Genomic DNA, 20,798 nt, shown 5'->3' on the forward strand with positions numbered 1-20,798 from the left:
TTGTGGTTGACGATCTGCTTGTCGCTGCTGTTTTGGTTGTTGCGTGGGTCGTTGTTATTGTTCGTTGGGTAGGTCGGTGTGACCGCGGCGGGCCGTCCGAAGGGCCGGCGAACGCGAAGGGCCCGGGAACGCGGAGGGCCGGAGCGGGAGAGTCCCGCCCCGGCCCGAACGCGACCTCCGGTCAGTCCACCTCGGCCACGGCCTCCGCGAACTGCGCCTGGTACAGCCGCGCGTACGCGCCGCCGGCGGAGATCAGTTCGTCGTGCGAGCCCTGCTCGACGATCGAGCCGTTCTCCATCACGAGGATCACGTCGGCGTCCCGGATGGTGGAGAGCCGGTGCGCGATGACGAAGCTGGTGCGCCCGGTGCGCAGCCGGGCCATGGCCCGCTGGATGAGCACCTCGGTGCGGGTGTCGACGGAGCTGGTCGCCTCGTCGAGGACGAGGATGGAGGGCTGCGCGAGGAAGGCCCGGGCGATGGTGATGAGCTGCTTCTCGCCCGCGCTGACGCCGGCGCCGTCGTCGTCGATGACGGTGTCGTAGCCGTCCGGCAGGGTGCGCACGAAGCGGTCGACGTGGGCGGCCTTGGCGGCCTCGACGACCTGCTCGCGGGTGGCGCCCTGGGCGCCGTAGGCGATGTTGTCGGCGATGCTGCCGCCGAACAGCCAGGTGTCCTGGAGCACCATGCCGATGCCGGAGCGCAGGTCCTCGCGGGACATCGCGGAGACGTCGACCCCGTCGAGGGTGATCCGCCCGCCGCTGACCTCGTAGAAGCGCATCAGCAGGTTGACGAGGGTGGTCTTGCCGGCGCCGGTGGGGCCGACGATGGCGACGGTCTGGCCGGGTTCGACCTTGAGCGAGAGGTCCTCGATGAGGGGCTTGTCGGGCTCGTAGCGGAAGGAGACGTCCTGGAAGGCGACCCGGCCGTGGATCACGTCGGGCTTCTCGGGCATGGCCGGTTCGGGGGTCTGCTCGGGCGCGTCGAGGAGTTCGAAGACGCGCTCGGCGGAGGCGACGCCGGACTGCACCAGGTTGGCCATGCTGGCGACCTGGGTGAGCGGCTGGCTGAACTGCCGCGAGTACTGGATGAACGCCTGCACGTCGCCGATGGACAGCGCGCCGCTGGCGACCCGCAGTCCGCCGACGACGGCGACGAGCACGTACTGCAGGTTGCCGATGAGCATCATCGCGGGCTGGATGATGCCGGAGATGAACTGGGCGCGGAAGCTGGAGGCGAACAGTGCCTCGTTGTGCTCGCGGAAGGTCTCGGCGGACTCGCGCTGCCGGCCGAAGACCTTGACCAGGGCGTGCCCGGTGTACATCTCCTCGATGTGGGCGTTCAGCCTGCCGGTGGAGGCCCACTGCTGGACGAACTGCGGCTGCGCCCGCTTGCCGACCTTGGCGGCGACGACCACCGACAGCGGTACGGACACCAGGGCGATCGTCGCGAGCAGCGGGGAGATCCAGAACATCATCGCGAGCACGCCGACGACGGTGAGCAGCGAGTTGACGACCTGTCCGAGCGTCTGCTGCATCGACTGGCTGATGTTGTCGATGTCGTTGGTGACCCGGCTGAGGACCTCGCCGCGCGGCTGCTTGTCGAAGTAGCTCAGCGGCAGGCGGGCGAGTTTGGCCTCGACGTCCTGGCGCAGCCGGTAGCCGGCCCGCTGGATGGCCTTGGTGGCGAGGCGGCCCTGGACGATGCCGAACAGGGCGGAGGCGACGTAGATCGCGAGCACCCAGAGCAGGACGGTGCCGATGGCGCCGAAGTCCATGCCCTGGCCGGGGGTGAAGTCGACGGAGGAGAGCAGGTCGGCGATGCCGCCCTGGCCGTGGGCGCGCAGCCCCTCGACGGCCTGCGCCTTGGAGGTGCCGGGCTCGAAGCGGGCACCGACGACGCCGGCGAAGATCAGGTCGGTGGCGTTGCCGAGGACCTTGGGGCCGGTGACGGCGCAGCCGATGCTGAGCACGCCGAGGCCGAGGACGGCGGCGAGCAGGGGGCGTTCGGGGCGCAGCAGGCCGAGCAGGCGCTTGCCGGAGCCCTTGAAGTCCATGGACTTCTCGGTGCCCTGGCCGCCCATGAAGCGGCCGGGGCCGGCCGGTCCGCGGCGGGCGGCGGCGGCCTGGGAATCGCTGGGGAGCTCGTCGGCCGTCGCCCGGTCCGACGGCTGATGCCCGGCGGGCTGCTGGGGGGCGCTGGGCTTGCGGGGGGTGGTCACGCCGCCTCCTGCTCGGTGAGCTGGGAGAGGACGATCTCCCGGTAGGTCGGGTTGCCGGCCATGAGCTCGTGGTGGGTGCCGCTGCCGACGACGGCGCCTTCGTCGAGGACGATGATGCGGTCGGCGTCGCGGATGGTGGAGACGCGCTGGGCGACGATCAGGACGGTGGCGTCGGAGGTCTCGTGGGAGAGGGCCTTGCGCAGCCGGGCGTCGGTGGCGTAGTCGAGCGCGGAGAAGGAGTCGTCGAAGAGGTAGACGTCGGGCTTGCGCACGAGGGCGCGGGCGATGGCGAGGCGTTGGCGCTGGCCGCCGGAGACGTTGCTGCCGCCCTGGGCGATGGGGGCGTCGAGGCCTTCGGGGAGCTTCTCGACGAAGTCCTTGGCCTGGGCGACGTCGAGGGCGTGCCAGAGTTCCTCGTCGGTGGCGTCGGGCCGGCCGTAGCGGAGGTTGCTGGCGACGGTGCCGGTGAACAGGTAGGGCTTCTGGGGGACGAGGCCGACGCTCTCGGCGATCGCCTCGGGGGCGAGTTCGCGGACGTCGACGCCGTCGAGCAGGACCTGTCCGGTGGTGGCGTCGAAGAGCCGGGGGACGAGGCCGAGGAGGGTGGACTTGCCGCTGCCGGTGGAGCCGATGACGGCGGTGGTCTCGCCGGGGCGGGCGGTGATGGCGATGCCGCGCAGCACGGGGGCCTCGGCGCCGGGGTAGCGGAAGTCGACGTCGCGCAGTTCGAGGTTGCCGCGGCGCAGGACCTCGGTGACGGGCGCGGCGGGCGGCACGACGCTGGAGGAGGTGCCGAGGACCTCCTGGACGCGTTCGGCGCAGACCTCGGCGCGCGGCACCATCATGAACATGAAGGTGGCCATCATGACGCTCATGAGGATCTGCATGAGGTAGGAGAGGAACGCGGTCAGGGCGCCGATCTCCATGCCGCCGCTGTCGATGCGGTGGGCGCCGAACCACAGGACGGCGACGCTGGAGACGTTCACGACGAGCATGACGGCCGGGAACATGAACGACATCAGCCGGCCGACCTGGAGCGCGACGTCGGTGAGGTCGCCGTTGGCCTCGCCGAAGCGGGCCTGCTCGTGGTCGTCCTTGACGAAGGCGCGGATGACGCGGATGCCGGTGATCTGCTCGCGCAGGACGCGGTTCACCGTGTCGATCTTCTCCTGCATGCTGCGGAACTTGGGGCGCAGCGCGCGGACGAGCAGGAGGACGACGGTGCCGAGGAGGGGGATGACGGCGAGCAGCAGGCCGGACAGCGGGACGTCCTGGTTGAGGGCCATGATGATGCCGCCGACGCACATGATCGGTGCGGCGACCATGAGGGTGAAGCTCATCAGGGCCAGCATCTGGACCTGCTGGACGTCGTTGGTGGTGCGGGTGATCAGGGAGGGGGCGCCGAACTGGCCGACCTCGCGGGCGGAGAAGCTCTGGACGCGGTCGAAGACGGCCGCGCGGACGTCGCGTCCGAAGGCCATGGCGGTGTGCGCGCCGTAGTAGACGGCGCCGATCGAGCACAGGGCCTGGACGAGGGTGACGCCGATCATGACGGCGCCGACCCTGAGGATGTAGCCGGTGTCGCCCTTGACGACGCCGCTGTCGATGATGTCGGCGTTGAGAGTGGGCAGGTAGAGCGCGGCGAGGGTCGATACGAGCTGGAGGACGACCAGCAGGGCGATCGGTCGGGAGTACGGGCGCAGGTACGCCCTGAGCAGTCTGATCAGCACTTGCACACTCTTGTCGTCGACGGGTGGATTCGCATCCCAATTCTCGTTCCTTCGTGCACTCGTACAGACGATTCCCCCGGCCGGGACATGAGGTTTGTCCAGTCCTTTGCCGAACCGCCGGGCGGGCCGGGTTGCGGGGTTCACGCGGGTGCCGTCCGCGGGGCACCGGGGTGGTGGCGGGGTGCCTGGCGGGTAGACCCCCTTACGGAATGACCGGTTTCCCCCTAGGCTGCTGATTGCCCCCTTGTTACTCGCCGGTACCGCACGCGTAACGGGGGACCGGCGACCGCCCCCACGGGAGCCGCGACAAATCCCTCAGACGGCCACCCGCCCCCGGAGGTCCTCGTTGAGTTCCGCGCAGTCCCTGATCGACTCCGGCAGCGCCGACATCGTCGCCGGGCGTCCCGCCTCCGTCGCCCACCTGTTCCTGGAGCGGGTCGCCGCGACCCCCAACGCCGAGGCCTACCGCTACCCCGCCCCGGTCGACGAGCAGGCCGCGGACAGCGCCCCCGGCGCCGAGCAGTGGCGTTCGCTCACCTGGGCGCAGACCGCGGCCCGGGTCAAGGCGGTGGCCGCCGGCCTGATGGCGCTCGGCATCCAGCCCGAGGACCGGGTCGCCCTGGCCTCCTCCACCCGCCTGGAGTGGATCGTCGCCGACCTCGGCAACATGTGCGCGGGCGCGGCCACCACGACCGTCTACCCGAGCACCAACGCCGACGAGACGGCCTTCATCCTCTCCGACTCCGGCTGCCGGGCGATGTTCGCGGAGAACGCCGCGCAGCTCGCCAAGGCCGTCGAGCAGATCGGGGAACTGCCCGAACTGCGCACCGTCATCCTGTTCGACGCCCCCGCCGGGGCGCCCGAGACGGCCGGGCTCGACCTCATCACCCTGGCCGAGCTGGAGGAGCGCGGCGCCGCGTACCTCGAGGAGCACCCGGACGCCGTCGAGAAGGCCGTCGCCGCGCTCGACAAGGAGCAGCTGGCCACCCTGATCTACACCTCGGGCACCACCGGTCGCCCCAAGGGCGTGCGCCTGGTGCACGACTGCTGGGCGTACGAGGCGCGCGCCCAGGAGGCGAGCGGGCTGCTCGGCCCGGACGACGTCCAGTTCATGTGGCTGCCGCTGTCGCATGTGTTCGGCAAGACGCTGATCTCGGGCCAGATCGCCACCGGCCATGTGATGGCGGTGGACGGCCGGGTCGACCGGATCATCCACAACCTGCCGGCCATCCGGCCGACCGTCATGGCGTCCGCGCCGCGCATCTTCGAGAAGGTCTACAACGGCATCGCCGGGCGGGCCCGGGCCGAGGGCGGCGCGAAGTACAAGATCTTCCGCTGGGCCGCCGGGGTGGCCCGCGAGTACGCCCGGGTCGTCCAGGAGAACCGGATCGCCACCGGGGTGGACGGCGCGCCGTTCGCCCTGCGGGCGCAGCACGCGGTCGCCGACAAGCTGGTGTACGCGAAGATCCGCGCCGCGTTCGGCGGGCGCCTGCGCGGCGCGGTCTCCGGCAGCGCGGCGCTGGCCCCCGAGATCGGCTACTTCTTCCTCGGCGCCGGCGTGCCGATCCTGGAGGGCTACGGCCTGAGCGAGACCAGCGCCGGCTCCTGCGTCAACCGCAAGGAGGACGTGCGGATCGGCACGGTCGGCCGCGCCCTGCCGGGCACCGAGGTGCGGATCGCCGAGGACGGCGAGATCCTGCTGCGCGGCCCGGGCGTCATGCGCGGCTACCACAACCTGCCGGAGAAGACCGCCGAGGTGCTGGAGCCGGACGGCTGGTTCCACACCGAGGACATCGGCGAGCTCACCGCCGACGGCTTCCTACGGATCACCGACCGCAAGAAGGACCTGTTCAAGACCTCCGGCGGCAAGTACGTCGCGCCGAGCGAGGTCGAGGGCAAGTTCAAGGCGGTGTGCCCGTTCGTCAGCAACATCCTGGTGATCGGCAACGGCCGCAACTTCTGCACCGCGCTGATCGGCCTGGACGAGGCCGTGATCATGCCGTGGGCCGCCGAGCACGGCCTGGCCGGCAAGTCCTACGCCGAGGTGACCGCCGACCCGCAGGTCCACGAGCTGATCGAGGGCTTCGTGAAGAAGCTCAACGGCGACCTCCAGCGCTGGCAGACGATCAAGAAGTTCCACCTGCTGCCGCGCGACCTCGACATCGAGCACGGCGAGCTCACCCCGAGCCTGAAGATCAAGCGCCCGGTGGTCGAGCGGACCTACGCGGACGCCGTGACCGCGATGTACGCGGGGGCCAACGAGGCCTGAGCCGCCCCCGTCCCGTACGGCCCGCGGGTTCGCCCCGGCCGTACGGGACAATGGGGTCATGCCCTCCGCACTCCCCGACGGCGATCCGGTGCCGTCCGACGGTTCCCTGCCCGCGCACGCCCTCGACGGGCTCGGCACCCGGCCGTTCGGCTTCTACCTGCACGTGCCGTACTGCGCCAGCCGCTGCGGCTACTGCGACTTCAACACGTACACCGCCACCGAGCTCCGCTCCTCGGGCGCGGTCGCCTCGCAGGAGACGTACGCCGACAACGTGATCGCGGAGATCCGGCTCGCCCGTCGCGTCCTGGGCGACACGGACCTCCCGGTGGAGACGGTCTTCCTCGGCGGCGGCACCCCGACGCTGCTGCCCGCCCGCGACCTGGTGCGGATGCTCGCCGCGATCCGCGACGAGTTCGGGCTCGCCGACGGCGCCGAGGTGACCACCGAGGCCAACCCGGAGTCCGTCGGCCCGGCCTACCTCGCCGAGCTGCGCGAGGGCGGCTACAACCGGATCTCCTTCGGCATGCAGAGCGCCCGCCCGCACGTGCTGCAGCTGCTCGACCGCCACCACACCCCGGGCCGCCCCGAGGCCTGCGTGGCCGAGGCCCGCGCGGCCGGCTTCGAGCACGTCAACCTCGACCTCATCTACGGCACCCCCGGCGAGTCCGACGACGACTGGCGGGCCTCCCTGGACGCCGCCATCGGCGCCGGGCCCGACCACGTGTCCGCCTACTCGCTGATCGTCGAGGAGGGCACCCGCCTCGCCGCCCGCGTCAAGCGCGGCGAGCTCCCGATGATCGACGACGACGTCCACGCCGACCGCTACCTGATCGCCGAGCGGGCGCTCGCCGCCGCCGGCTACCACTGGTACGAGGTCTCCAACTGGGCCACCACCCCCGAGGGCCGCTGCCGCCACAACGAGCTGTACTGGACCGGCGCCGACTGGTGGGGCGCCGGCCCCGGCGCCCACAGCCACGTCGGCGGCGTCCGCTGGTGGAACGCCAAGCACCCCGCCGCCTACGCCCGGGCGCTGGCCGAAGGCCGCACCCCCGCCCTGGCCCGCGAGGTGCTGACGGACGAGGACCGCCGCGTCGAGCGCATCCTCCTCGAACTGCGCCTCGCCGAGGGCATCCCGCTCACGCTCCTCACCGACACGGCCCGCGAGGCGGCCGCCGAGGCGCTCGCGAGCGGCCTCCTCGCCCCCGACACCTACGCCGGGGGCCGCGCCACCCTCACCCTCCAGGGCCGTCTCCTGGCGGACGCGGTCGTGCGTGACCTGGTGGACTGAGCCGACCTCTAGGGTGTTCGCGTGACTACTCCAAGTGCGCGAGTGTGGGGGGTTCTGGAGAGCCTTGAGATCCCGGAAGGTGTTCGCGCCGAGCTCATCTTCGGGGAGATCTTGCTGTCCTTGAGCTCCGACCTGACGACCAATCTCATCGTCGAGTCCCTGATCCATCAGATCCCCGCCGAGAGGTGGCATCGCTGGACCAGGCAGGATGTCTCCTGTGGTGGTGGCAGTCGATTGCAGCCGGATCTCGTGGTGTTCGAGAGAGGGGCTGCCGAAGCGACTGTGCCGGTGGCGACGGTGGAGGTGGTCTCGAAGACCAGTGCGCTCCGCGATTACCGGACCAAGCGCGAGCTCTACGCCGAGGGCACGATCCCCGTCTACCTGATCGTCGACCCGATCAAGGCCGTCTGTGTGCTGCTCACCGAACCCACCCGGGCGAGCGCCTCGGGTCTGCCGGATTACGTCTCCGAGCGGACCACCAAGTTCGGCGAGCCCATTCCGGTGCATCTGCTGGGCGTCACGCTCGACACCTCGGAGTTCCAGACCTACGCCTGACCCGGGAGGGTCGCGAAGTCGATCAACTCTTCCACCCTGCCCAGGAGTTCGGGCTCCAGGTCCTTGTAGGAGTTCACCTTCGACAGGATGTGCTTCCACGCCGCCGGGGTGTCGACGGGCCAGCCCAGGCGGCGGCAGACGCCTTCCTTCCACACCTCGCCGCGGGGGACCGTCGGCCAGGCCGGGATGCCGACCGAAGACGGCTTCACCGCCTGCCAGATGTCGATGTAGGGGTGGCCGACGACCAGCACGTCCTCGCCGGTGACCCGGGCGGCGATGCGGTGCTCCTTGGTGCCCGGCAGCAGGTGGTCGACCAGGACGCCGAGGCGGCGGCCGGGGCCCGGGGCGAAGTCGGCGACGATCGCGGGCAGGTCGTCCACGCCCTCCAGGTACTCGACCACGACGCCCTCGATCCGCAGGTCGTCGCCCCAGACCCGCTCGACCAGTTCGGCGTCGTGCCGGCCCTCGACGTAGATGCGGGACTCGCGCGCCACCCGGGCGCGGGCGCCGGGGACGGCGACCGAACCGGAGGCGGTGCGGGCCGGGGCGCGGACGGGGGCCGGGCCGGACGGCCGGACCAGGGTGACGACCCTGCCCTCCAGCAGGAAGCCGCGCGGCACCATCGGGAACACCCGGTGCTTGCCGAAACGGTCCTCCAGGGTGACGGTGAACCCCTCCGCCGTCTTCTCGCAGCGCACCACCGCCCCGCAGAAGCCGGTCGCCGCCTCCTCGACCACGAGGTCCCGCTCGGCGGGCACCTCCGGGGCGGGTGCCTGCTTCTTCCACGGCGGGGTCAGGTCGGGTCCGTACTGGCGGCTGCGCATGCCGGCGAGTCTACGGACGGCCCGTCAGAGCCCGGGCGCGCCCCACACCGGGAACCAGCGGCCGAGGTCCTTCTCCAGCCGCAGGTCGTTCGCCAGCATCGCGTTGATCTGCAGCTCCAGCGGGCTGTTGCGCCGCTCCCCGCCGCCGGGCATCGGCGCGAACGGGTAGAACGTGCCGCGCTTGTACAGGTAGACCAGCGCCAGCGACTGCCCCTCCCCGTTCCGGAAGCCCACCAGCGAGCAGAGCAGCTGCGGCCCGAAGCCGTTCGCCTCCAGCTCGCTGTTGACCGCGTGCAGGTCGTTCACCAGCTCCGGCAGTTCCTCCGCGGTGTGCCGGGCGAGCAGCCACGAGTAGCCGTAGCCGTCCTTGGAGGCCTCCACCGGGACGCCGCCGCGCTCGGTGTCGGCGTCGAGCAGCGCCCGCACCTGCTGCTCGACCTGGACGAACGCGGCGCCCTCGACGGCCGCGAAGCACACCGAGCCGAGCCCGGTGGGCAGGAACCCGGCGCCGGCCTCCAGGGTGAGCGCGGCCGAGGGGACGCCGAACAGCTGGTCGAGGTCGGGCTTGACGGGCTTGGTGCGGCCGAACAGGGCGTCCAGGATTCCCACGGCGGTCCCTTCAGGCGGGTCGGCGGGTCGGCGGGTCGGCGGGTCGGCGGGTCGGCGGGGCTCAGCGGCCCAGCTGGGCGGAGATCTTCGCCAGCTGCTCCAGCCGCTTCTCCAGCGTCGGGTGGGTGGAGAGCAGCTGGGAGGCCGTCTCCTTGGCGCTCAGCGCCGGGGCGAAGTAGAAGGCGTTGTAGGGCTGGGCCTGGCGCAGGTCCTTGGACGGGATCGCGGCGATCTGCCCGGTGACCTTGGTGAGCGCCGACGCGAGCGCGCTGGGCCGGCCGGTGAGCTGGGCGGCGGCGCGGTCGGCGGCGAGCTCGCGGTAGCGCGACAGCAGCCGCGTGAGCAGGAAGCTGATCGCGTAGACGACGATGGACACCAGCGGGATGATCAGCGCCGCGATCGCCGCGTTCTGGTCGTTGTTGTTGCGCCCGCCGCCGATGAACCCGCCGTACATGGCGATCCTGGTCATCGCCCCGGCGAGGACGCCGAGGAACCCGGCGATCGTCATCACGGCGACGTCCCGGTGGGCGACGTGCGAGAGCTCGTGCGCGAGGACGCCCTCCAGCTCCTCGGGCTCCAGCCGGCGCAGCAGGCCGGTGGTGACGCACACGACGGCGTTCTGCGGGTTGCGGCCGGTGGCGAAGGCGTTCGGCATGTCGCTGTCGGCGACCGCCACCCTGGGCTTGGGCATGTCGGCGAGCGCGCAGAGCCGGTCGACGGTGCCGTGCAACTGCGGGTACTGCTCGGGGGACACCGGGCGGGCGCCCATGGCCCGTTCGGTGATCTTGTCGCTGAACCAGAACTGGGCCACGAACAGCCCGCCGGAGATCAGCACGATCAGGGGCCAGGCGCCGCGCAGCAGCACGATCAGCAGGCCGGTGAATCCGACGTACAACAGCCCGATCACGAACATGGTCCCGACCATCCGGCCGGTCAGGCCGCGGTCGGGCGCGAATCGGGTGTGCTGGGCCGAGCTCGACATCGCTTGCTCCTCCGTTCGCCGTCCGCTATCGATGCTGCCACCCGGACGGCCGCGGGGCACCACCCCCGCGCCGGGAACTGCGGGCAGGATCACCCCCGCTGCGCCGTTCCTGCCGTCGGACCCGGGCCGTACACTGGCAGGTAGGGTTCTGGCACTCGTGCGCTCAGAGTGCCAAACCCGGGCCTTCCAGGCCCGCATCAGCTCGATACGTCACAACGGACAACGTGCGAAGACGGAGGTGCGTGCCCCATGGCCGGTGAGGTCCGCCAGCTCGACGACCGCAAGCTCGCCGTGCTGCGCGCGATCGTCCAGGACTACGTGGGCACCGAGGAGCCGGTCGGCTCGAAGGCCCTGGTGGAGCGGCACAACCTCGGGGTCTCCCCGGCCACCGTCCGCAACGACATGGCGGCGCTGGAGGAGGAGGGGTACATCCACCAGCCGCACACCAGCGCCGGGCGCATCCCCACCGACAAGGGGTACCGGCTGTTCGTCGACCGGCTCGCCGAGGTCAAGCCGATGAGCGCGCCCGAGCGGCGCGCGATCCGGCACTTCCTGGAGGGCGCGGTCGACCTGGACGACACCGTCGCACGCACCGTGCGGCTGCTCGCCCAGCTCACCCGGCAGGTCGCCGTCGTGCAGTACCCCTCGCTGAGCCGCTCCACCGTGCGGCACATCGAACTCGTCGCGCTCGCCCCGGCCAAGGTGATGCTGGTCCTGATCACCAACACCGGCCGGGTCGAGCAGCGGATGGTGGACTGCCCGGGCACCGTCGGCGAGACGGCCTTGTCGGACCTGCGGGCCCGGATCAACGCGCGGGCCGTCGGCCAGCGCCTGCCGGACGTCCCGGCGGCGCTGGAGGAGCTGCCCGCGATGTTCGAACAGGTCGACCGGCCGACCGTCACCACGGTCCTGGCGACGCTGTTCGAGGCGCTCGCCGAGCAGAACGAGGAGCGGATCATGCTGGCCGGCACGGCCAACCTGACCCGCTTCGGCCACGACTTCCCGCTCACCATCCAGCCGGTCCTGGAGGCCCTGGAGGAGCAGGTCGTCCTGCTCCGCCTCCTGGGTGAGACCACGGACGCGGCGATGACGGTCCGGATCGGCCGGGAGAACGCCTACGAGGGGCTGAATTCCACCTCGGTGGTGTCCGTCGGCTACGGTTCGGGCGACGAGAGCGTGGCCAAACTGGGTGTGATCGGTCCGACCCGGATGGACTATCCGGGCACAATGGGGGCGGTGCGAGCGGTGGCGCGGTACGTGGGTCAGATCCTGGCCGAGTCGTAGCAATCAGCCACCGCTGGACAGACCAGCGGTGGTGCCCTGTCGCAGCACTACTACAGGCGGAACAAGCGGAGCATTAGGTGGCCACGGACTACTACGCGGTACTCGGCGTCCGACGGGATGCGGGGCAGGACGAGATCAAGAAGGCGTTCCGGCGCCTGGCACGCGAACTGCACCCGGACGTCAACCCGGACCCGAAGACGCAGGAGCGGTTCAAGGAGATCAACGCCGCCTACGAGGTGCTCTCCGACCCGCAGAAGCGGCAGGTCTACGACCTCGGCGGCGACCCGCTCTCGCCGGGCGGCGGCGGTGGCGCGGGCGGCTTCGGCGCCGGCGCGGCCGGTTTCGGCTTCTCCGACATCATGGACGCCTTCTTCGGCGCCGCGGCCGGCCAGCGGGGCCCGCGCTCGCGCACCCGCCGCGGGCAGGACGCCATGATCCGGCTGGAGATCACCCTGGAGGAGGCCGCGTTCGGCACCACCAAGGAGCTCCAGGTCGACACGGCCGTCACCTGCACCACGTGCAGCGGGGAGGGCGCCGCGCCCGGCACCTCCGCGCAGACCTGTGACATGTGTCGCGGCAAGGGCGAGGTCTCCCAGGTCACCCGGTCCTTCCTGGGCCAGGTCATGACCTCCCGCCCCTGCCCGCAGTGCCAGGGCTTCGGCACCGTCGTGCCGACCCCGTGCCCGGAGTGCGCCGGCGACGGCCGGGTCCGCGCCCGCCGCACCCTGACCGTCAAGATCCCGGCCGGTGTCGACAACGGCACCCGGATCCAGCTGGCCGGCGAGGGCGAGGTCGGCCCCGGCGGCGGCCCGGCCGGCGACCTGTACGTCGAGATCGCCGAGACCACGCACACCGTCTTCCAGCGGCGCGGGGACGACCTGCACTGCACCGTCACCATCCCGATGACGGCCGCCTCGCTCGGCACCCAGGTGCCGCTGCAGACCCTGGACGGGCTGGAGGAGGTCGACATCCGGCCCGGCACCCAGTCCGGCCAGTCGATCCCGCTGCACGGCCGCGGCATCACCCACCTGCGCGGGGGCGGCCGGGGCGACCTGATAGTGCACGTCGAGGTGCAGACGCCCACCAAGCTCGACGCCGAGCAGGAGGAGCTGCTGCGCCGTCTCGCGGTGCTGCGCGGCGAGGAGCGCCCGTCCGGCCAGTTCGCGCCGGGCCAGCAGGGCCTGTTCTCGCGTCTGAAGGACGCGTTCAACGGCCGCTAGCCGTCCGCGGAGGGGTGCCGGGGCCTCGCCCCGGCACCCCTTTCGCGTTCCGTCCCCCCTGGTCGCGGGCCCTGGCCGTGGTTGCCGGCCCGGGCCGCAGGTCCCACCCCGGAAAGGTTCCCCCTCATGACCGCCCCCGTGTTCGTCGTAGAGACCGAGCGGATCGCCGCCGCCGCGCCCGGGGCCGTGGTGCGGCTGGACGGGCCGGAGGGGCGCCACGCGGCCGCGGTGAAGCGGCTGACGGCGGGCGAGGCGGTCACCCTGGCCGACGGGCTGGGGCTCGGCGTGGACGGGACGGTCGCCGAGGTGCTCGGCAAGGACGCGATCGACGTCACGGTGGCCGCCGTGCGCCGCGAGCCGGAGCCGGCGCCGCGGATCGTCGTCGTCCAGGCGCTGCCCAAGGGCGACCGCGGCGAGCTGGCCGTGGAGACCATGACCGAGGTCGGCGTGGACGTCGTGATCCCGTGGGCCGCCTCGCGCTGCATCACCCAGTGGAAGGGCGAGCGCGGCGCCAAGGCGCTCGCCAAGTGGCGCGCCACCGCCCGGGAGGCGGGCAAGCAGTCCCGCCGGCTGCGCTTCCCCGAGGTGCGGGACCTGATGACGACCCGCCAGCTGACCCCCGTCCTGGCCGGCGCCGCGTTCGCCGCGGTGCTGCACGAGGAGGGCTCCGAGCCGCTGGCCGCCGCCGCGCTGCCGGCCGCCGGGGACGTCGTCCTGGTGGTCGGCCCCGAGGGCGGCGTCTCCCCGGAGGAGCTGGCCGCCTTCGCCGAGGCGGGCGCGAAGCCGCACCGGCTCGGCCCGTCGGTGCTGCGCACCTCGACGGCCGGCGTGGCCGCCGGGGCGCTGCTGCTCGGGCGCACGGGGCGCTGGGCCTGACGGCCCCTGCGTTCGGGGGCCGCCCGGATCCCGCCCGGTTTTCGCCCGGTTCCCACTCGGATTCCGTCCGGATCCCGCCCGGTCTCACCCGGGTGGAGTCGGGTAAAAGCGGCCCGCCCCGTCCGCGTACGTGCCTACGCTGGCGGCGTGACGGAACCCCTCAGCAACCCTGTCGGCGCATACCTGCGCCACCCGCATCTGCACGGTGACCTGGTCACCTTCGTCGCCGAGAACGACGTCTGGCTCGCCCCTCTGGACGGTGGCCGGGCCTGGCGGCTGACGGCCGATCACCTGCCCGTCCACCACCCGCGGTTCTCCCCGGACGGGCGGCACATCGCCTACACCTCCGCCCGGGACGGCGCGCCCGAGGTGCACGTCGTGCCGGTGGACGGCGGCCCGTCGCGGCGTCTGACCCACTGGGGCAGCGGCCAGACCCAGCTACAGGGGTGGACCGCCGACGGCCGTCCGATCGCCACCACCACCGCCGGGCAGGCCACCCTGCGCCGCACCTGGGCGCACGCGGTGCCGCTGGACGGCGGCGAGCCGGTGCGGCTGCCGTACGGGCCGGTCGGCGGGCTGGCCTTCGAGCCGGACGGCGACCGGGTGCTGCTGGGCACCGTCAACAACCGCGAACCGGCCTGGTGGAAGCGCTACCGGGGCGGCCGGGCGGGCAAGCTGTGGATCGGCCGGGACGAGTTCGTCCGGATCCACGAGGACCTCGACGGGCAGCTCTCCTCGCCGCTGTGGGTGGCCGGCGCGGACGGCTCGCGGATCGCGTTCCTGTCCGACCACGAGGGCGTCGGCGAGCTCTACTCCAGCCTTCCGGACGGCACCGGCCTGCGCCGCCACACCACCTCCCCGGACGGCTTCTACGCCCGCAACGCCGCGACCGACGGCACCCGGGTGGTCTGGCACCGGGCCGGCGACCTGTGGCTCCTGGAGGACCTGGCCGAGGGCGCCGAGCCGCGCCGCCTGGACGTCCGGCTGGCCGGGCCGCGCACCGGCCGCCGCCCGCGCCCGGTGCACGCCGCGCACTGGCTGGAGACCGTCGCCCCGGACCGCACCGGCCGGGCCAGCGCCGTCGTGGTGCGCGGGAGCGTGCACTGGCTGACCCACCGCGAGGGCCCGGCCCGGGTGCTGGACGAGACGCCGGGCGTGCGCGGCCGGCTGGCCCGCGTGGTGCCGGGCGAGGACGGCGCGCAGGGCGTGCTGTGGGTGTCGGACGCCGGGGGCGAGGACGGGCTGGAGTTCGCCCCCGCCGTCCACGGCGCCGAGCGCCGCCGGCTGGCCGCCGGACAGCTCGGCCGGGTCAACTCGCTGATGGTCTCCCCGGACGGCAAGCAGGCGGCGCTCGGCGTGCACGACGGCCGGGTGCTGCTGGTGACGCTCGCCGACGGCGCCGTGCACGAGCTGGCCCGCAGCACCGACGGCGAGGTCAGCGGCCTGGTGTTCAGCCCGGACTCCGCGTGGCTGGCCTGGTCGCGCCCGGTGCCGGGCAGCGGGGCGTGGTCGCTGCGCCAGATCGTGCTGGCGAACCTGGCCACCCGGACGGTCGGCGAGGTCACCCAGCAGCGCTTCGTCGACACCGCGCCGGCCTTCACCGCGGACGGCCGCTACCTGGCCTTCCTGTCGGTGCGCAACTTCGACCCGGTCTACGACTCGCACGTCTTCGACCTGTCCTTCCCCAACGGCTGCCGCCCGTACCTGATCACGCTGGCCGCCGACACGCCGTCCCCGTTCGGCCCGCAGCGGGCCGGGCGCCCGCTCGGCGGGGAGGACGAGGAGCCGCGCGGCAAGAAGGGCGACGGCGAGGAGGGCGGCGCCGACGCCGCGCCGGTGACCAGGGTCGACCTGGACGGCATCGCCGACCGGATCGTCCCCTTCCCGGTGGAGGGCGGCCGCTTCGGCGCGCTCAAGGCGGGCAAGGACGGCGTGCTGTGGACGCGCCTGCCGCTGCTCGGCGAACTCGGCGACGAGGCGGCCTCGCTGGAGGACGAACGGCCCCGGGCCACGCTGGAGCGCTTCGACCTCAAGAAGCGCCGGGCCGAGCCGCTCGTGCACGGCCTGGACTGGTTCGCGGTCAGCGGGGACGGCAGCCGGCTGGCGGTCGTGGACGAGGGCGAGCTGCGGATCCTCCCGGCCGACCACAAGGCGGGCGACGAGGACGAGACGGCCGTCGACCTCGCCCGGCTGCGGGTGACGGTCGACCCGGCCGCCGAGTGGCGCCAGATGTACGCCGAGAACGGCCGGCTGATGCGCGACAATTTCTGGCGCCCGGACCTCTCCGGCGTCGACTGGGACGGCGTCCTGGAGCGCTACCGCCCGCTGGTCGAACGGGTCGGCTCGCACGACGACCTGGTCGACCTGCTCTGGGAGGTGCACGGCGAACTCGCCACCTCGCACGCCTACGTCATGCCCTACGGCCTGCACACCGAGCCCGCGCGGCGCCAGGGCCTGCTCGGCGCCGACCTGGTCAAGGACGGGGACCTCTGGCGGATCGCCCGGATCCTGCCCGGCGAGTCCTCCGACCCCCGGGCCCGCTCGCCGCTCGCCGCGCCCGGCGCCGCGATCCGCCCCGGGGACGCCGTCCTCGCCGTCAACGGCCGCCCGGTGGACCCGGTCACCGGCCCGGCGCCGCTGCTGGCCGGGACCGCCGGGCAGCCCGTCGAGCTCACCGTGGCCGGCAAGGACGGCACCGACCAGCGCCACCCGGTGGTCGTCCCGCTCGCCGACGAGGAGGCGCTGCGCTACCACGACTGGGTGGCCGGGCGCCGGGCCGAGACCCGCGAGCTGTCCGGCGGGCGGCTCGGCTACCTGCACATCCCGGACATGCAGAGCGCCGGCTGGGCCCAGCTCCACCGCGACCTGCGCTCCGAGATGGCCAAGGAGGGCGTGATCGTCGACATCCGGGAGAACCGGGGTGGCCACACCTCCCAGCTGGTGATCGAGAAGCTGGCCCGCCGGATCGTCGGCTGGAACGTCGCCCGGGACATCACCAGCTCGCAGCCCTACCCCGGGGACGCCCCGCGCGGACCGGTCGTCGCGCTCGCCGACGAGTACTCCGGTTCGGACGGCGACATCGTCAACGCCGCGATCCAGGCGCTGGGGCTCGGCCCGGTGGTCGGCACCCGGACGTGGGGCGGGGTGATCGGCATCGACAGCCGCTACCACCTGGTCGACGGCACCCTGGTCACCCAGCCCAAGTACTCGTTCTGGCTGGAGAACTACGGCTGGGGCGTGGAGAACCACGGCGTCGACCCGGACGTCGAGGTGCCGATCGCGCCGCACGAGTGGGCCGCGGGCGAGGACCCGCAGCTGGCCGCCGGCGTGCGCATCGCGCTGGCCGCGCTCGCCGAGGCGCCGGCCCGGACGGCGCCGCCGCTGCCCTGGCAGTAGGGGCGGGTCCGGAGCGGGAAGTCGGGTGGGCCGACTTCCCGCTCCGGGCGGTGAGTAGGATGCGGGGCTGATCTTGCTCGACAGCTCTACGGGGGAGCACATGGCACAGGGCTATCCATCACCGCAGCAGTACGGCCAGAACCCTTACGCACAGCCGCAGCCGCCGCAGCAGGCGTACCCGGCGCAGGGGTACCCGCCGAATCCGTACGGGCAGCAGCAGCCGCCGCCGCAGCAGTACCAGCAGCCGCAGCAGTACCAGCAGCCCCAGCCGCAGTACGGTCAGAATCCGTACCCGCCGCACGGGCAGAACCCGTACCCGGCGCACGGCCAGCCGTACCAGCCGCAGCCGGCCCAACAGCCGCAGCCCGCGCAGCCGTACGCGGCCCACGGGCAGGGGTTCGACGCCGCCACCGCGGCGCCCACGCCGCCGGAGACCAGCAACTACCGGCGCTTTCCGGCCATCCTGATCGACTTCCTGGTCGCCGTCGGCCCGGCCTTCGCCGTCGCGAACAAGGCCGGCCACGCGGGCAAGCACGGCGCGGTCGCCGGCGTGCCGTGGATCGTCGGCCTGCTGGCCACCGGCCTCGTCCTGTCGTTCGTCAACCAGGTGCTGCTCGCCCGCCTCACCGGCTTCAGCGTCGGCAAGGGCGTCATGGCGCTGCGGGTGATCCGCCGCAAGCGCGTCATGCACCCCAACACCTGGCGGCTCACCCGGCGTTGGCTGATCGGCTTCGTCGTCCTGCTGGTCAGCTGGCTCAGCGAGGAGTTCGAGGGCGAGGGCGACATCGTCGGCGTGCGGATCGTGCGCTGGAAGCACCTGCGGGAGTACGAGCAGGCCACCGGGCGGCTCGGCTAGGCTGCGGCCGTACGGCCCCAGCGCAGACGAAGCACGACCCCGAACGCGATCCCGAGGAGAATCCGATGGCCGGCGAGCCGCAGCCCGACTGCCTGTTCTGCAAGATCGTGGCGGGCGAAATCCCGGCCACGGTGGTGCGCAAGACCGAGCGCGTCCTCGCCTTCCGCGACATCGCCCCGAAGGCGCCGGTGCACGTCCTCGTCATCCCGCACGTCCACTACCCGAACGCCGCCGCGCTGGCCGCCGCCGAGCCGGAGATCGCCGGCGAACTCCTCGCCGAGGCGGGCCTGGTGGCCAGGGACGAGGGCGTCGAGGACTACCGGCTGATCTTCAACACCGGCGCCGGCGCGGGGCAGACCGTCTTCCACGCGCACGTGCACGTGCTCGGCGGCAAGCCGATGACCGAGAGCATGGTCTGACCTACGTGTCGCAGCGCGAACTCGTCGTCCTCGGCACCGCCAGCCAGGTGCCCACCCGGCACCGCAACCACAACGGCTACCTCCTGCGCTGGGACGGCGAGGGACTGCTGTTCGACCCCGGCGAGGGCACCCAGCGGCAGATGCTGCACGCCGGGGTCTCGGCCACCCAGATCACCCGGATCGCCGTGACCCACTTCCACGGCGACCACTGCCTGGGCCTCGCCGGGGTGATCCAGCGGATCAACCTGGACCGCGTCCCGCACCCGGTCGACGTCTACTTCCCCGCCTCCGGCGAGGTCTACTTCGAGCGGCTGCGGCACGCCACCGCCTACCACGAGACGGCGGTGCTGCGCCCGCGCCCGATCGACGAGCCGGGACCGCTGCCCGCGCCCGGCGCGCGCTTCGCGCTGGACGCGGTGCGCCTCTCGCACCCGGTGGAGTCCTTCGGCTACCGGCTGTCCGAGCCGGACGGCCGCCGCCTGGTGCCCGAACGGCTCGCCGCCCTCGGCATCCGGGGCCCGGCGGTCGGCCGGCTGCAGCACGATGGCGCGATCGAGGCGGACGGCCGGACGGTCACCCTGGACGAGGTCAGCGAGCCCAGGCTCGGCCAGAAGTTCGCGTTCGTGATGGACACCCGGCTCTGCGAGGGCGTCCACGAACTGGCCGAGGGTGCCGACCTGCTGGTCGTCGAGTCCACCTTCACCGACGCCGACGCCCACCTCGCCGAGGACCACGGCCACCTCACCGCCGGGCAGGCCGCCAAGGCCGCCGCCGAGGCCGGTGTGCGCACCCTCGTGCTGACCCACTTCTCCCAGCGCTACCCCGACCTCGGCCAGCACCTGGCCGACGCCCGCAAGCACTTCGACGGCGAACTGGTGCTCGCCGGCGACCTCGCCCGGGTGCCCGTCCCGCCGCGGCGGCTGCCCTGAGCGTCCGCCTTCGCGCTCGCGGAACCCGTGGTGAGGCCGGGAGCGCCGAAAAGGGCTCGCGCCGTCCCCCGATCTGCCGCAGCATCGTCGGGTGCGGCCCCGCCGCCCGCCGCGGCGATCACGCTCGCGGCGTACCCTGGTGCCCCGGAGACACCGAGCGGCACACGACACCACGGATGGGATGAGGCAGGCCCCAGCGCCGACCTATGAGTGACACATCGCAGACCCGTACCAATGGTCAGTCGCGCCCCGAACCGGCCGACGACGGCCGCGTCAGCGCCCGGATCGTCATCCCCGAGAAGCACCCGATGGTCACCCTGCTCGGCACGGCGGACTCGCTGCTGCGCGTGATCGAGCAGGGCTTCCCCGCCGCCGACATCCACGTCCGCGGCAACGAGGTGACCGCCACCGGGGCGCCCGCCGAGGTCGGCCTCGTGCAGAAGCTCTTCAACGAGATGATGCTGGTGCTGCGCACCGGCCAGCCCCTCACGGAGGACTCCGTGGAGCGTTCCATCGCCATGCTCCGCAGCCAGGAGGAGGACCCGGACAGCCCGGCGCCGTCCCAGGTGTTCACCGCGAACATCCTGTCCAACCGCGGCCGCACGATCCGCCCCAAGACCCTCAACCAGCAGCGCTACGTCGACGCGATCGACCGGCACACGATCGTCTTCGGCCTCGGCCCGGCCGGCACCGGCAAGACCTACCTCGCGATGGCCAAGGCCGTCCAGGCCCTGCAGGCCAAGGAGGTCAACCGGATCATCCTGACCCGCCCGGCCGTCGAGGCGGGGGAGCGGCTGGGCTTCCTGCCCGGCACCCTCTACGAGAAGATCGACCCGTACCTGCGCCCGCTGTACGACGCGCTGCACGACATGATGGACCCGGACTCCATCCCGCGCCTGATGGCGGCCGGCACCATCGAGGTCGCCCCGCTCGCCTACATGCGCGGCCGGACCCTCAACGACGCCTTCATCATCCTGGACGAGGCCCAGAACACCTCGCCCGAGCAGATGAAGATGTTCCTCACCCGCCTCGGTTTCAACTCCCGGGTGGTGGTCACCGGCGACACCAGCCAGATCGACCTCCCGGGCGGCACCCGCAGCGGTCTCAAGGTCGTCCAGGAGATCCTGGCCGACGTGCCCGACATCCACTTCTCCGTCCTCACCAGCACCGACGTGGTCCGCCACAAGCTGGTCGGCCGGATCGTGGACGCGTACGAACGCTGGGACGCCCGGCAGGAGGCCGAGGACAACGCCCCGGCCGCCCGCAAGCCCGCCCAGCGGCGCGCGGCGAGCAAGGCCACGGCGCCCCGCGCACCCCGACAGTCCCATCGCACCGAAAGCTGA

The 20,798-nt window shown here is 72.6% G+C and carries 16 protein-coding genes; 11 read left to right on the top strand and 5 right to left on the bottom strand.

The annotated features are described in order from the left end of the window. Positions 1–181 precede the first annotated feature (181 nt). Together ACFVU9_RS02205 and ACFVU9_RS02210 are read right to left on the bottom strand one after the other, a co-directional pair. Positions 182–2,080, bottom strand: a complete 1,899-nt coding sequence (locus ACFVU9_RS02205) for an ABC transporter ATP-binding protein (RefSeq protein ID WP_380444826.1) — start codon at positions 2,078–2,080, stop codon at positions 182–184. Between the two features lie 134 nt (positions 2,081–2,214). Further along, positions 2,215–3,948 carry an ABC transporter ATP-binding protein gene (locus ACFVU9_RS02210; protein ID WP_380444785.1) on the bottom strand — a complete coding sequence of 578 codons (1,734 nt, stop codon included), beginning with the start codon at positions 3,946–3,948 and terminating at the stop codon, positions 2,215–2,217. 346 nt (positions 3,949–4,294) lie between these two features. On the opposite strand from ACFVU9_RS02210, the gene ACFVU9_RS02215 reads away from it, so the two are divergent. From ACFVU9_RS02215 to ACFVU9_RS02225, 3 genes are read left to right on the top strand one after another with little or no spacing between them, the layout of a single operon-like run. Next, the gene (locus tag ACFVU9_RS02215) at positions 4,295–6,217 is read left to right on the top strand and encodes an AMP-dependent synthetase/ligase (RefSeq protein WP_380500189.1); all 1,923 of its coding nucleotides are present in this window, start codon (positions 4,295–4,297) and stop codon (positions 6,215–6,217) included. A gap of 58 nt (positions 6,218–6,275) precedes the next feature. Continuing rightward, entirely contained in the window at positions 6,276–7,505 is a 1,230-nt protein-coding gene (gene hemW / locus ACFVU9_RS02220) for a radical SAM family heme chaperone HemW (protein WP_387589026.1), read from the top strand. Positions 7,506–7,526: 21 nt separating this feature from the next. After that, positions 7,527–8,060 carry a Uma2 family endonuclease gene (locus ACFVU9_RS02225; protein ID WP_387589029.1) on the top strand — a complete coding sequence of 178 codons (534 nt, stop codon included), beginning with the start codon at positions 7,527–7,529 and terminating at the stop codon, positions 8,058–8,060. Here ACFVU9_RS02225 and ACFVU9_RS02230 read toward each other — a convergent pair. From ACFVU9_RS02230 to htpX, 3 genes are all read right to left on the bottom strand, one after another. Beyond that, positions 8,051–8,884 carry a DUF3097 domain-containing protein gene (locus ACFVU9_RS02230; protein WP_380498169.1) on the bottom strand — a complete coding sequence of 278 codons (834 nt, stop codon included), beginning with the start codon at positions 8,882–8,884 and terminating at the stop codon, positions 8,051–8,053. The genes ACFVU9_RS02225 and ACFVU9_RS02230 overlap by 10 nt on opposite strands. A 24-nt stretch (positions 8,885–8,908) precedes the next feature. Beyond that, positions 8,909–9,493: a hypothetical protein gene (locus ACFVU9_RS02235; RefSeq protein ID WP_380444792.1), complete on the bottom strand. Its 585-nt coding sequence runs from the start codon at positions 9,491–9,493 to the stop codon at positions 8,909–8,911. Between the two features lie 61 nt (positions 9,494–9,554). Then, positions 9,555–10,475 (bottom strand): zinc metalloprotease HtpX, encoded by a 921-nt coding sequence (htpX, locus tag ACFVU9_RS02240; protein WP_380444793.1) that lies wholly within the window; start codon positions 10,473–10,475, stop codon positions 9,555–9,557. A gap of 249 nt (positions 10,476–10,724) precedes the next feature. Between htpX and hrcA the strand changes: the two genes are divergently transcribed. The 8 genes from hrcA (at position 10,725) to ACFVU9_RS02280 (ending at position 20,798) form a co-directional block, all read left to right on the top strand. Beyond that, entirely contained in the window at positions 10,725–11,759 is a 1,035-nt protein-coding gene (hrcA, locus tag ACFVU9_RS02245) for a heat-inducible transcriptional repressor HrcA (RefSeq protein WP_380444794.1), read from the top strand. A 77-nt stretch (positions 11,760–11,836) separates the two neighbouring features. Beyond that, positions 11,837–12,979: a molecular chaperone DnaJ gene (dnaJ, locus tag ACFVU9_RS02250; RefSeq protein ID WP_380498167.1), complete on the top strand. Its 1,143-nt coding sequence runs from the start codon at positions 11,837–11,839 to the stop codon at positions 12,977–12,979. A gap of 126 nt (positions 12,980–13,105) precedes the next feature. Beyond that, positions 13,106–13,855 (top strand): 16S rRNA (uracil(1498)-N(3))-methyltransferase, encoded by a 750-nt coding sequence (locus tag ACFVU9_RS02255; RefSeq protein WP_380498166.1) that lies wholly within the window; start codon positions 13,106–13,108, stop codon positions 13,853–13,855. Between the two features lie 147 nt (positions 13,856–14,002). After that, positions 14,003–17,251, top strand: coding sequence for a S41 family peptidase (locus tag ACFVU9_RS02260; RefSeq protein WP_387589035.1), 3,249 nt, complete (start codon positions 14,003–14,005; stop codon positions 17,249–17,251). Between the two features lie 100 nt (positions 17,252–17,351). Continuing rightward, a complete protein-coding gene (locus ACFVU9_RS02265; protein WP_387589038.1) occupies positions 17,352–18,107 on the top strand; it encodes an RDD family protein in 756 nt (251 codons plus the stop codon). 65 nt (positions 18,108–18,172) lie between these two features. Continuing rightward, positions 18,173–18,526: a histidine triad nucleotide-binding protein gene (locus ACFVU9_RS02270; RefSeq protein ID WP_387589040.1), complete on the top strand. Its 354-nt coding sequence runs from the start codon at positions 18,173–18,175 to the stop codon at positions 18,524–18,526. A 5-nt stretch (positions 18,527–18,531) separates the two neighbouring features. After that, positions 18,532–19,455 carry a ribonuclease Z gene (locus tag ACFVU9_RS02275; RefSeq protein WP_380444803.1) on the top strand — a complete coding sequence of 308 codons (924 nt, stop codon included), beginning with the start codon at positions 18,532–18,534 and terminating at the stop codon, positions 19,453–19,455. 206 nt (positions 19,456–19,661) lie between these two features. After that, a complete protein-coding gene (locus tag ACFVU9_RS02280) occupies positions 19,662–20,798 on the top strand; it encodes a PhoH family protein (RefSeq protein ID WP_380444804.1) in 1,137 nt (378 codons plus the stop codon).

This window comes from Kitasatospora sp. NPDC057936 (assembly GCF_042887525.1).
In the GTDB taxonomy this organism is placed as follows: domain Bacteria; phylum Actinomycetota; class Actinomycetes; order Streptomycetales; family Streptomycetaceae; genus Kitasatospora.

Excerpts from the sequence above, each read along its gene's own strand:
- ACFVU9_RS02205 (WP_380444826.1), bottom strand. The coding sequence starts at position 2,080 with ATGGGCGGCCAGGGCACCGAGAAGTCCATGGACTTCAAGGGCTCCGGC.
- hemW (WP_387589026.1), top strand. The coding sequence starts at position 6,276 with ATGCCCTCCGCACTCCCCGACGGCGATCCGGTGCCGTCCGACGGTTCC.
- ACFVU9_RS02230 (WP_380498169.1), bottom strand. The coding sequence starts at position 8,884 with ATGCGCAGCCGCCAGTACGGACCCGACCTGACCCCGCCGTGGAAGAAG.
- htpX (WP_380444793.1), bottom strand. The coding sequence starts at position 10,475 with ATGTCGAGCTCGGCCCAGCACACCCGATTCGCGCCCGACCGCGGCCTG.
- hrcA (WP_380444794.1), top strand. The coding sequence starts at position 10,725 with ATGGCCGGTGAGGTCCGCCAGCTCGACGACCGCAAGCTCGCCGTGCTG.
- ACFVU9_RS02255 (WP_380498166.1), top strand. The coding sequence starts at position 13,106 with ATGACCGCCCCCGTGTTCGTCGTAGAGACCGAGCGGATCGCCGCCGCC.
- ACFVU9_RS02265 (WP_387589038.1), top strand. The coding sequence starts at position 17,352 with ATGGCACAGGGCTATCCATCACCGCAGCAGTACGGCCAGAACCCTTAC.
- ACFVU9_RS02270 (WP_387589040.1), top strand. The coding sequence starts at position 18,173 with ATGGCCGGCGAGCCGCAGCCCGACTGCCTGTTCTGCAAGATCGTGGCG.
- ACFVU9_RS02280 (WP_380444804.1), top strand. The coding sequence starts at position 19,662 with ATGAGTGACACATCGCAGACCCGTACCAATGGTCAGTCGCGCCCCGAA.